The organism is Mycolicibacterium iranicum, assembly GCF_002101705.1.
GTDB lineage: Bacteria > Actinomycetota > Actinomycetes > Mycobacteriales > Mycobacteriaceae > Mycobacterium > Mycobacterium iranicum.
In genome coordinates this window covers 433,574-445,596 of record NZ_LQPC01000047.1, presented here as the reverse complement: position 1 = coordinate 445,596, position 12,023 = coordinate 433,574, and the positions used below count along the sequence as shown (strand labels likewise).

The window sequence follows — 12,023 nt, the reverse complement described above, 5'->3', positions numbered from 1 at the left end:
TTCAGCTTCCCATGCCCAGGTCGCAGCCCAGTTCACGAGGGTCGCGCCCCGTTCGCTCAGCGTCAACTGGCACACTCGGTGCCGACCGGATCAACTGCGAGGAGGACACCGGCCGTGCCGACGAACGAACAACGGCGTGCGACAGCCAAGCGCAAGCTCGAGCGCCAGCTCGAGAACCGGGCCGAGCGGGAACGCAAGCGCCGCCAGTACACCATCATCGGATCAGCGGTGGGCGCTGTCCTCGTCGTCGCCGCGGTGGTGGCAACCATCGTGCTGGTCAACCGCGATACCGAAACCCAGACTGCGTCTGCCTCGACCTCCACCACCGAGACGTCGTCGCCGTTCGACGTGCCGCCGCCCACCGAGACCGGCGCTTTGCCGGAGTTCGTGGCGCCGGAGGGACTGGGAAGCGATTGCCAGTACCCGGCATCCGCCGAGGCGGCCAGCAAGCCCAACAACCCGCCGCGCACCGGCAAGGTCCCGACCGATCCCGCACTGGTCAGCGCCAGCATGGAGACCGACCAGGGAAATATCGGGCTGCAGCTCGACAACGGCAAGTCGCCGTGCACGGTGAACAGCTTCGCCAGCCTTGCCCAGCAGGGATTCTTCAACGACACCCCGTGCCACCGCCTCACGACCAGTGACTCGCTCGGTGTGCTGCAGTGCGGTGACCCGACCGGTGAGGGCACCGGCGGACCCGGCTACCAGTTCGCCAACGAATACCCCACCGATCAGTACCAGCCCGACGATCCGGCGCTGAACGCTCCGGTCGTCTACCCCCGCGGGACCCTGGCGATGGCCAACGCCGGACCGGGTACCAACGGCAGCCAGTTCTTCCTCGTCTACAAGGATTCGCAGCTGCCCCCGCAGTACACCGTGTTCGGGACCATCGACGAGACCGGGCTGGCCACCCTGGACAAGATCGCCGCCGAGGGTGTCGCCGACGGCGGTCCCGACGGCGCCCCGAAGCTCGCCACCACGGTGAAGTCGATCCAGCTGGACTGACGGCAGTGACGAGCCCGCCGCCGTTCGACGAAAGTCAGCCCTACGCAACGGGTTACGGCGTGCAGTCGCCCTATCCGGGAACCCCCGCTCCCCCTCCGCGGCCGACGAACTCGCTGGCGATCGCCTCGCTGGTGTGCGCGTTCGTGCTCGCACCACTGGGCGTGGTGTTCGGCCACATGTCGCTGTCGCAGATCAAGAGGACCGGTGAGCAGGGCCGCGGTCTTGCCATCGCCGGCCTGATCGTCGGATACCTGGTGATGGTGGCGGCGATCGTCGTCGTGGTGGTCGGCGTCGTCATGGTCGTGTTTCTCGCGCAGTCGCTCGAGGAGTTCGACAACGCACACCGCCGGCCGACCATCGAACCGACGCCCTCGACGGGTGATCCGCTCCCCGCGTTCGATCCGCCGGCGACGCTGGGCTCCAACTGCCAGTACCCCACGACGACGGAACCGGCGGACAAGCCGGTACAGACGCCGCAGACCGGTCGCACGTCAACCACCCCGCCGTCGATCCCGGCCACCATCGTCACGAATCGCGGCGACATCGGCCTCGAACTCGACAACGCGAAATCCCCATGCACGGTGCGGAATTTCACCAACCTCGCCCGCCAAGGGTTCTTCGACGACACCCGCTGCCACCGACTCTCCGTCGACCCCGGACTTCGCCTGCTCCAGTGCGGCGATCCGACAGCCACCGGCACGGGCGGACCCGGATACCGCTTCCCCAACGAATACCCGAGCAACCAGTACCGGCTGACCGACCCGGCATTGAAGTCCGATGTGGTGTATCCGCGCGGCACCCTCGCGATGGCGAACTCAGGGCTGGGCACCAACGGCAGCCAGTTCTTCCTGATCTTCGACGACTCCATGCTCCCCCCGCAATACACGGTGTTCGGCAAGATCGGCACGAAAGGTCTTGCCGTACTGGAGAACATCGCTTCGGCGGGAGTGAAGGGCGGCAGTGGCGATGACGGCGAGCCGGCCGTCGAGGTCACGATCGAATCGGTCGCCGTCGGCTGAGATTGCTCGGCGAGCGCAGTACCTCAGGCGGCGGACGTGACGCGGTAGACGTCGTAGACGCCTTCCACGTTGCGTACCACGTTGAGCACGTGCCCGAGGTGCTTGGGATCACCCATCTCGAAGGTGAAGCGGCTGATCGCCACTCTGTCGTTGGACGTGGTGACCGATGCCGACAGGATGTTGACCTTCTCGTCGGCCAGCACGCGCGTGACATCGGAGAGCAACCGGTGCCGGTCGAGCGCCTCCACCTGGATGGCCACCAGGAACACCGAGGACGGTGACGGAGCCCACTGTACTTCGATGATCCGCTCCGATTGTTGCTCCAGCGACGTCGCATTCGTGCAATCGGTGCGGTGCACGCTGACGCCGCCGCCGCGGGTGACGAAGCCCATGATGTTGTCACCCGGCACCGGCGTGCAGCACTTCGCGAGTTTGGTCAGCACACCCGGCGCGCCCGGCACGGCCACGCCCACGTCGTCGCTGGTGCGCTGCCTGATCGGCATCGTCGCCGGCGTCGACCGCTCGGCGATCTCGTCGGCGGCCTCGTCGTCACCGCCGAGCTGGGCGACCAGTCGCTGCACCACGTGGCGGGCGGACACATGCCCCTCGCCGACGGCTGTGTAAAGAGCCGACACGTCGGTGTAGCGAAGTTCGCGCGCCAGCGCCGACATCGTCTCGGCATTCATCAAGCGCTGCAACGGAAGTCCACCGCGACGAACCTCGCGGGCGATCGCCTCCTTGCCTGTGTCGAGCGCTTCCTCCCGGCGCTCCTTGGCGAACCACTGCCGGATCTTGGCCTTCGCGCGAGGCGACACGACGAAGCCTTGCCAGTCCCGCGACGGACCGGCGTTAGGCGCCTTCGACGTGAAAACCTCCACCACTTCCCCGTTTTCGAGCTTTCGCTCCAACGCAACGAGGCGACCGTTGACGCGGGCGCCGATGCACCGGTGACCCACCTCGGTGTGCACGGCGTAGGCGAAGTCGACCGGGGTCGAGCCGGTCGGCAGAGTGATCACGTCGCCCTTAGGGGTGAAGACGAAGATCTCCTGCACCGCAAGGTCGTAGCGCAGCGATTCCAGGAACTCCCCCGGGTCGGCGGCCTCACGCTGCCAGTCGAGCAGCTGTCGCATCCAGGCCATGTCGTCGATCTCGGTGGCGGTGCTGCTTGGCGGAACCCCGTTGCGGCCCTTGGCTTCTTTGTACCGCCAGTGCGCGGCAATGCCGTACTCGGCGGTCTTGTGCATGCCGATGGTGCGGATCTGCACTTCCAGTGGCTTGCCCTCCGGGCCTACGACCGTGGTGTGCAGCGACTGGTAGACCCCGAACCGGGGCTGGGCGATGTAGTCCTTGAACCGACCCGCGATCGGCTGCCACAGCGAGTGCACCACACCGACGGCGGCATAGCAGTCGCGGACCTCGTCGCACAGGATCCGCACGCCGACCAGGTCGTGGATGTCGTCGAAATCGCGGCCTTTGACGATCATCTTCTGATAGATCGACCAGTAGTGCTTCGGTCGGCCTTCGACGGTCGCGTTGATCTTCGACGCGTTCAGCGTGGCGGTGATCTCGGCCCGCACCTTGGCCAGGTAGGTGTCGCGCGACGGTGCGCGGTCGGCGACCAGCCGGACGATCTCTTCGTACTTCTTGGGGTGCAGGATCGCGAACGACAGATCTTCGAGCTCCCACTTGACCGTCGCCATGCCGAGCCGATGCGCCAGCGGCGCAATGACTTCCAGCGTCTCACGCGCTTTGCGGGCCTGCTTCTCCGGCGGCAGGAAGCGCATGGTGCGCATGTTGTGCAGCCGGTCGGCCACCTTGATCACCAGCACGCGGGGATCACGCGCCATCGCGATGATCATCTTGCGGATGGTCTCGCCCTCAGCGGCCGTCCCCAGCGCGACCTTGTCGAGCTTGGTGACGCCGTCGACGAGATGCCCCACCTCGACGCCGAATTCCTGGGTGAGCGCCTCAAGCGTGTAGCCGGTGTCCTCGACGGTGTCGTGCAGCAACGCGGCGATCAGCGTCGTGGTGTCCATGCCGAGCTCGGCGAGGATGTTCGCGACTGCCAGCGGGTGGGTGATGTACGGGTCGCCGGACTTGCGCATCTGGTCGGCGTGGCGCTGCTCGGCGACTTCGTAAGCCCGCTGCAGCAGCGTCAGGTCGGCCTTGGGGTAGATCTCGCGGTGCACCGCCACCAGCGGTTCGAGTACCGGGTTGATGGTGCTGCGCTGCGAGGTCATCCGGCGCGCCAGCCGCGCCCGCACTCGTCGCGAGGCGCTGGTGGGTGCCGGCTTGACGATCTCCATCGGCTGGGTTTCCGGGCTGGAGACCGAAGAGGACGGAGGTGACTGCACAGCCTGGTTCGCGATGGGATCCGTCCGAACCTTGTCGGCCATGTTCACCTCCAGGAGCAGTGCTCTTCGCAGGATATCCGCTCAGACGGTGTACAAGCTGGTGACCTCGAGAGGTTCCACCGCGGCCCGGCCTCCGAGTGCGGTCAGTTCCATCATCACCACCGCACCCGTCACCTCGGCGCCGGCCTTCGTCAGGAGTTGGTGCGTGGCGGCGAGCGTGCCACCGGTGGCGAGCACGTCATCGATGACGACGACCGAACGGCCGGCGAGCTCGACGCCGTTGGCGGGCACTTCGAGGGTGGCCGACCCGTACTCGAGCGTGTAGGTCTCTCCGAGCACCGGCGGCGGCAGCTTGCCGCCCTTGCGGACGGCGAGCACACCGATGCCCAGCGTGACCGCGACAGCGCCGCCCAGCAGAAAGCCCCGCGCATCCACTCCGGCCACCAGGTCCGCTCCGCGCGCGCTGTCGGAGATCGCCTTGCTCACCGCAGCGAGCCCGCGCGCGTCGGCGAGCACCGGTGTGAGGTCCTTGAACTGGACTCCCGGCTCGGGAAAATCGGGCACCTCACGCATCAGCGATTTGATGACCTCGGAGATGTCTTCGTCTCTGCTCACTGACTCAGCTTCCAGCGGTCCATGTTCCATCCCGCTCCCCATCGCGTCGGGTTACCACTCACCGCGAACATCTTCGTCGACGTGAGCAGTGTTCGCTGCTGACGGTACAGCGGCAAGGTCGGCATATCGCCCCAGAGGATCGGACCCGCCTCGCCGAGCAACCGCGCCATCTCCTTCGGGTCGGACGTGACGGCGATCGTCGCGATGATCGCGTCGATGCGCTCATTGCGGTAGCGGGGCAGATTGTTGCCGTTCGCGCTGTGCAGTGTGTAGGCGTCCATCGCCGAGGAGCCCGACGATCCGCTGCCCGCCGCACCGCCAGTACTCGCGATCAGCACGTCGATCTGGTTGTCGCGCAAGGTGAGGGGACCGGTGTTCTCTCCCGCGACATCCTCGACGGTGATGCCGGCGGGCGCGCAGGCCTTGGCGATCGCGCCGACTGTGGCGGCGAGTCGGGCGTTCGGTGTCTGATAGCCGATCCGCACCCTCAGCGGCTGCCCGCCCAGCGCGGCGCGCGCGGCCTCCGGATTGCCGACCGCGAACTCGTTGACCTGCGGCGTGGCTTCAGCGGCTGTGTAGGCGTCTTCGGTGGCCGCGTTCAGGCGGCTGTTGGCCACCGGGACCTCGGCGTTGCGCGCGATGACGTCGCGCGGGGTGCACAGTGCCAACGCCCTGCGGGCGGGCACTGCGGCCAGCGGCCCCTGCGGGGCGAAGATCAACTGCTCGATACCTGCCGACGGCGAATCAGTGCGCACGTAGTCATCGGGCAGGTTGAGGGTGCCCGACGAACCGGCTGCGATGTCGACGACGTCGTAGGCACCCTCGTTGACGCGATCCTGCAGGTCGGGTCTGCGAGGCCAGACGGTGATCTGTGGGGTGACCGGCTTGGCGCCCCACCATTTGTCGTTGGCCACCAACACAACTGCGCCGTCGCCGGTGACCGACTCCAGCTTGTAGGGGCCCGACGACGGGAACTTCTTCAGATCGAGATCGGGTGTGAGGTTCCAGGTGCTGTTCCACACCTGCGCGATCCGCTCCACGGCTGGACCGTCGTTGTTGAGCAGCGCCGTGGTCACCGCTCCATCGCCGAGACCCAGAACGTCGGCGATGACGTGCGCCGGCATCATCGAGGTCGCGGTGAACAGCTGACCGAAGTCGGTGAAGCCGCGCTCAGGCGCGAACGACACCCTCGCCTTCTTCTGTCCCGGCGCGCAGTCGATGGTCGCGATGTCGGAGTAGCCGGCGCGACTCGCGGCGTCGAACCACGGGAACCGGCCGGACTGCGATGCCCAAGCCAGCACCATGTCGTCGCACGTGATCGGCTTGCCGTCGGAGTACACGGCGTTCGGCTTGATTTCATAGTCGAGGATCAGCGGCGAACGCCCGACGACCGAGACCGTCCCGAAGTCGTGGTCGCCGACGATCTGACCATCGGGGCCGTGATAGTTGAATCCGGTCAGGACGCGAGCGAACGCCTGCGGCCCTCCCGACGCGGCACCGGCGACGGTGTTGGTGTTGTAACTGATCAGCGTGCCGTCGACGGCGTAGTCGACGGAATCGGCGGTTTCCTCCGAGCAGGAGGTCAGACCGAGTCCGCCCATCAGGGCGAGTACCGCCACGAAGGCGATCGCGCGACGGCCAGCCATGGGCCGCTACCGATTCCGCGGCGTGCGCTTACCCGAGGGTCGCCCGGTCCTGCTCGAGGTGGGCCGCACGGGACGAGCGCCGGGCTGGGGCTTGTCGGGTGGCGGCTGCGGCGAAGCGGCCACGGTTGCGGGCTCGGCGTCGCCCTCGGCCGGCGCGTCGGCGTCGATCCCCGTAGCCCTGGCCGCCGCGGTCTGGCGGCGGTTGAGCACCCTTCGGGTGTGCTTGCGCACCACGTCGGTGCGTTCGCGCAGGCTGACCAGCAGTGGTGTGGCGAAGAAGATCGACGAGTAGGTGCCGACGATGACGCCGACCAGCTGCACCAGCGCCAGGTCCATCAGCGTCCCGACGCCGAGGAGCCACACGGCGATCACCATCAGCGCGAGGATCGGCAGCACCGAGATCAGGCTGGTATTGATCGATCGCATGAACGTCTGGTTCACAGCGAGGTTGGCCTGCTCGGCGAACGTCCTTCGTGTGCTGTGCTCGAAGCCGTCGGTGTTCTCCTCGACCTTGTCGAACACGATGACGGTGTCGTAGAGCGAGAAGCCAAGAATCGTCAGCAGACCGATCACAGTTGCCGGGGTGACTTCGAAGCCCACGAGCGCGTACACCCCCGCCGTGACGACGAGGTCGAAGCCCAGGGTCGCCAGCGCCGCGATCGCCATGTAGCGCTCGTAGCGGATCGTGATGTAGATGGCGGCCAAGACCAGGAAGACCACCAGCGCGATGAGGGCCTTCTGGGTGATCTGGCCGCCCCATGTCTCGGACACCGCGGAGTCGCTGACGGCCTGCTCGCTGGGCTGGCCGTCGGATCCGACGGGCTGGAAGGCGTCGAACAGCGCGGTGCGCAGCTCGATCATCTCGTCGTTGGTCAGCGTCTCGGCCCGGATTTGGAAGGTCGCGTCGTTGCCGCTGCCGACGATGACCACCGAGTCGGGCGCCCGCCCGATCGTGTCGCTGAACACCGTCTCGACCTGCTGGGTGGTGGTCTGCCCGTCACCGCGCGGGAACGAGACCTTGGTGCCGCCCTCGAAGTCGATGCCGAAGGTGAAGCCGCGGATGACCATCGCTGCGACGGCGATCGCAACGATGATGCCGCTGACCGTGTACCAGAGCTTGCGCTTGCCCATCACCTCGAAGGCGCCGGTGCCGGTGTAGAGGCGGACGAAGAACCCGTGCTTGGACGCCTCGGACGCGCTTGATTCCAGGTCCGGAGCTTCCTGGGCGGTCGACTCTTCGTGGAAGCGGTTCTTGGTGGCCATCGTCTATCCCCGTCCCGCCGCGTTCGCGGCAGCTCGGCGTTCGCGTGCGATCTGCTGGACGGCGCCCAATCCGTTGAGGGACGGCTTGGCCCATGTAGGCGACTTCGACGCCATGAAGACCAGCGGCCACGTCACCAGGAACACGATGACGACGTCGAGGATGGTTGTCAGTCCGAGCGTGAACGCGAATCCCTTCACCTGGCCGACGGCGAGGAAGTACAGCACAGCGGCGGCCAGGAACGTCACGGCATTGCCGGACAGGATCGTCTTGCGGGCCCTCGCCCACCCTCGCGGCACCGCGGAGCGGAACGAACGCCCCTCACGGATCTCGTCTTTGATTCGTTCGAAGAACACCACGAACGAGTCCGCCGTCATGCCGATACCGATGATCAGGCCGGCGATACCGGCCAGGTCAAGGGTGTAATTGATATATCGGCCCAGCAGCACAAGGATGGCGAAGACCATCGCACCCGAGGCCACCAGTGACAGCGCGATCAACATGCCGAGCGCCCGGTAGTAGAGCAGCGAGTACAACAGCACGGCGGCCAGCCCGACCGCACCGGCGATCAGACCTGCCCGCAGCGATGACAGGCCCAGCGTCGCCGAAACAGTCTCGGCTTCGTTCGAGTCGAACGACAGCGGCAGCGACCCGTACTTGAGCACGTTGGCAAGTTCACGCGCCGTGTCCTGGGTGAACTGCCCGGTGATCTGGGTGTTTCCGCCCGGGATCGGCTCGTTGATCACCGGCGCACTGACGACCTTGGAGTCCAGGACGAACGCCGTCTGGGTACCGACATTGGCTGCGGTGAAATCCGCCCACGTCTTGGCGCCCTGGTCTTTGAACGACAGGTCGACGACGTACTCGCCGGCCTGCTGGTTCAGCCCAGAGGACGCATTCTCGATTTCCTCACCGTTGATGATCGACTTGTCCAGCAGGTAGACCTCGTTGCCGTCCTGCGAACACGTGACCAGCGGCAGGTTCGGGTCGTCGTTGCCGGCGAGAACGTCTTCTTCACCGCAGCGGGTGGCCTGGAACTGCAGCGCCAGGATCTGGATGGCCTGCTCGCTGCTTTGACGCAACTGCTTCTCGTCTTGGATCTGATCCGCGATCGGCCTGTCGCCGCGGTCGCCGGGGAGAGACGGGGGGGCACCCGGTTCGGGAGGTGGCGCCTGTTGCCCAGGGGCAGGCGCGGGCGGCGCGGGCTCCGGAGACGGAGCGGGCTGCTGCGGGAAGGGGCGCGGCTGCGGTGCGGGCTCAGGCGCGGCGGGTGCCGCGGGCTCGGGCGCTGCGCCCCCGGGCGGCATGCCGGGGATGGCCCCCGGCGGCATACCGGGAATCGCACCGGGAGGCATACCGGGGATCGTTCCGGGTGGGGCTCCCTCGGGCCCCGCCTCCGGTGGCGGCTGTTCGCCCGCCGGGATCACGTGGATCACCGGGCGGATGTAGAGACGCGCCGTCTGGCCGAGGCTGCGGGCTTCGCTGGTGTCGTCGCCGGGAACGGTGATCACCAGGTTGTTGCCGTCGATGATGACCTCGGAGCCCGACACGCCGAGGCCGTCGACGCGGGCGCTGATGATCTCCTGGGCTTGGATCAGCGATTCACGCGAAGGCTGGGAGCCGTCGGGTGTGCGGGCGGTCAGGGTGACGCGGGTGCCGCCCTGGAGGTCGATGCCCAATTTGGGGTCGGGCTTCTTGTCCCCGGTCATGAACACCAGCAGGTATGCGCCGATGAGCAGTACCAGGAACAGCGCCAGGTAGCGGGCAGGGTGAACCGTCGAAGACGATGCCACGTGTCAGGGTCTCCTCGAGATCAGGTCGTCAGCACCGCAAAGAGTACGTGCTGCTGCTGAGATCTCAGCCGTCAGTCTTCTCGTTCGGGCTCTTGGTCAGCTCGACGCCGGAGGATTCGACGTCGCCATCGAGATCATCGTCGTCCTCCACGTCGTCGACGATGCGGTCGCGCACCGCGAGCTTCATCCAGGTGGTGACCACGCCGGGTGCGATCTCCAGGTCGATGTAATCGTCACCGATGCCCTTGATCGTGCCCTGCAGACCTGACGTGGTGTGGATACGGTCGCCGATCTCGAGTGAGTTGTGAAGATCGATGGTGGCCTGCATCGCCTTCTTCTGGCGCCTGGAGGCGAAGAACATGAATGCGCCCATGATGATGAGCAGGGGTAGGAATACGACCAGATCCATGGCGGCAGTGTCTTTCTAGTTCTGTAAGAGATCTTCGAGTTTCGTGTGAATTATTCAATGTCACGATCGAGTGTCCGGGACTCCCGGACATGTCGTGGTGTTGGCCCGTCGTGAAGGACTCAGTGGTCCAGTGTGCCATCAGCGGCGTTTCCTTCAGTCGCCCCCGGTCAGCTCGGAGAGAACAGAAAATCTCCAGGCAGCTCTGCAGCGCCCAGAGCTTCGCACGTTGCCGACGATATCGCCGCGGATTTCGTTGGCATTCTCGGTCTACACTGCTGATTCCGCCAGGAAGCGGCATGGTTCTCGACGGATCGGTGCTCAGTGCGACTAGGCTCGAACCGCACGCGCAAGCGTCGAATCTTCTGTTTCTCTCCGGCTCCTCAAGGAGGTTTCCTGTGAGCGCTCTCGAACAGAGCCGCCATCTCGCCACCGCCATTCCTGGCCCCCGGTCGTCGGAATTGATGGCGCGGAAAAGCGCAGCGGTGGCCCGAGGGGTCGGCAACACCATGCCCGTCTACACGGCGCGGGCATTCGGCGGAATCGTCGAGGACGTCGACGGCAACCGCCTGATCGATCTGGGATCGGGTATCGCGGTCACCACCATCGGGAACGCATCCCCCAAGGTCGCCGACGCGGTGGCCGAGCAGGCGGGCAAGTTCACGCACACCTGCTTCATGGTCACGCCCTACGAGGGGTACGTGGCAGTCGCCGAGGCGCTCAACCGCCTCACCCCGGGAGACGGCGACAAACGCTCCGCACTGTTCAATTCCGGGTCGGAGGCCGTGGAAAACGCCGTCAAGATCGCCAGGACGTTCACAGGCAAGCAGGCAGTCGCCGCCTTCGACCACGCCTATCACGGCCGCACCAACTTGACGATGGCGCTGACCGCGAAATCGATGCCCTACAAGCACGGCTTCGGCCCCTTCGCACCCGAGATCTACCGTGCGCCGCTGTCCTATCCGTTCCGCGACGCCGAATTCGGAGGCAAGGAACTGGCCACCGACGGCGAACTCGCCGCGCGTCGCGCCATCACCGTGATGGACAAACAGATCGGCGCGGACAATTTGGCCGCGGTCATCATCGAACCCATCCAGGGCGAAGGCGGCTTCATCGTTCCCGCCGAAGGCTTCCTGCCGACGCTGCTGGACTGGTGCCGCGCCAATGACGTCGTTTTCATCGCCGACGAGGTGCAGACCGGTTTTGCACGCACGGGCGCCTGGTTCGCCTGCGAGCACGAAGGCATCGTCCCGGATCTGATCGTCACGGCAAAGGGCATCGCCGACGGCCTGCCGCTGTCGGCCGTCACGGGTCGCGCCGACATCATGGACGCCCCGCACGTCAGCGGCCTCGGCGGCACCTACGGCGGAAACCCGATCGCGTGTGCGGCCGCGCTGGCCACCATCGAGACGATCGAGGCCGACGGACTGGTCGCGCGGGCCGCGCAGATCGAGTCGCTGATGAAGGACAAGCTCGGCCGGATGCAAGCCGAGGATGACCGGATCGGTGACGTCCGCGGACGTGGCGCGATGATCGCTGTCGAACTGGTCAAACCGGGCACGACAGAGCCCGACGCGGAGCTGACCAAGAAGCTCAGTAGCGCCGCGCACCAGGCCGGCGTGATCGTGCTGACCTGCGGCACCTTCGGCAACGTGCTGCGCTTCCTGCCGCCGCTGGCCATCAGCGACGAGCTGCTGCTCGAGGGTCTCGAGGTCCTCGAACTCCTTCTCCGCGACCTCTGAGAGAGATTTTCCGCGAGAGCACGTGATGGCCTATTCGGGGTGAGCGAAAACGACTCCGAATAGGCGGTGCCACAACGTTATTGACGGCTCGGTGCAGGGTCGCCCCGTCCTGAGACGACGGGGATCCGGAGGAATTGCGAGTCACTCGCGACCGGCTGCTCACCTCGGCTGGACGACGCCAC

The 12,023-nt window shown here is 66.3% G+C and carries 9 protein-coding genes; 3 read left to right on the top strand and 6 right to left on the bottom strand.

Annotated elements, in window-relative coordinates; translation table 11 throughout:
- Positions 1-114 precede the first annotated feature (114 nt).
- Together AWC12_RS23375 and AWC12_RS23370 are read left to right on the top strand one after the other, a co-directional pair.
- Positions 115-1,005: a peptidylprolyl isomerase gene (locus AWC12_RS23375; RefSeq protein ID WP_085177189.1), complete on the top strand. Its 891-nt coding sequence runs from the start codon at positions 115-117 to the stop codon at positions 1,003-1,005.
- Positions 1,006-1,010: 5 nt separating this feature from the next.
- Positions 1,011-2,024, top strand: coding sequence for a peptidylprolyl isomerase (locus AWC12_RS23370; RefSeq protein ID WP_085177187.1), 1,014 nt, complete (start codon positions 1,011-1,013; stop codon positions 2,022-2,024).
- Positions 2,025-2,047: 23 nt separating this feature from the next.
- Here the strand turns inward: AWC12_RS23370 and AWC12_RS23365 are convergent, their stop codons facing one another.
- From AWC12_RS23365 to yajC, 6 genes are all read right to left on the bottom strand, one after another.
- Positions 2,048-4,420 (bottom strand): RelA/SpoT family protein, encoded by a 2,373-nt coding sequence (locus AWC12_RS23365; protein ID WP_024447374.1) that lies wholly within the window; start codon positions 4,418-4,420, stop codon positions 2,048-2,050.
- Between the two features lie 39 nt (positions 4,421-4,459).
- Positions 4,460-5,023 carry an adenine phosphoribosyltransferase gene (locus tag AWC12_RS23360; RefSeq protein WP_051226750.1) on the bottom strand — a complete coding sequence of 188 codons (564 nt, stop codon included), beginning with the start codon at positions 5,021-5,023 and terminating at the stop codon, positions 4,460-4,462.
- Entirely contained in the window at positions 4,990-6,639 is a 1,650-nt protein-coding gene (locus AWC12_RS23355; RefSeq protein ID WP_024447376.1) for an ABC transporter substrate-binding protein, read from the bottom strand. The genes AWC12_RS23360 and AWC12_RS23355 overlap by 34 nt, the downstream gene beginning before the upstream one ends.
- A 6-nt stretch (positions 6,640-6,645) precedes the next feature.
- Positions 6,646-7,902 (bottom strand): protein translocase subunit SecF, encoded by a 1,257-nt coding sequence (secF, locus tag AWC12_RS23350; RefSeq protein WP_085177185.1) that lies wholly within the window; start codon positions 7,900-7,902, stop codon positions 6,646-6,648.
- A gap of 3 nt (positions 7,903-7,905) precedes the next feature.
- Positions 7,906-9,693, bottom strand: coding sequence for a protein translocase subunit SecD (gene secD / locus AWC12_RS23345; RefSeq protein WP_024447378.1), 1,788 nt, complete (start codon positions 9,691-9,693; stop codon positions 7,906-7,908).
- 64 nt (positions 9,694-9,757) lie between these two features.
- Complete coding sequence (yajC, locus tag AWC12_RS23340; RefSeq protein WP_024447379.1) at positions 9,758-10,102, bottom strand: preprotein translocase subunit YajC; 345 nt, start codon at positions 10,100-10,102, stop codon at positions 9,758-9,760.
- A 395-nt stretch (positions 10,103-10,497) separates the two neighbouring features.
- Between yajC and gabT the strand changes: the two genes are divergently transcribed.
- Positions 10,498-11,841, top strand: a complete 1,344-nt coding sequence (gene gabT / locus AWC12_RS23335; RefSeq protein WP_024447380.1) for a 4-aminobutyrate--2-oxoglutarate transaminase — start codon at positions 10,498-10,500, stop codon at positions 11,839-11,841.
- The last annotated feature ends 182 nt before the right edge of the window (positions 11,842-12,023 follow it).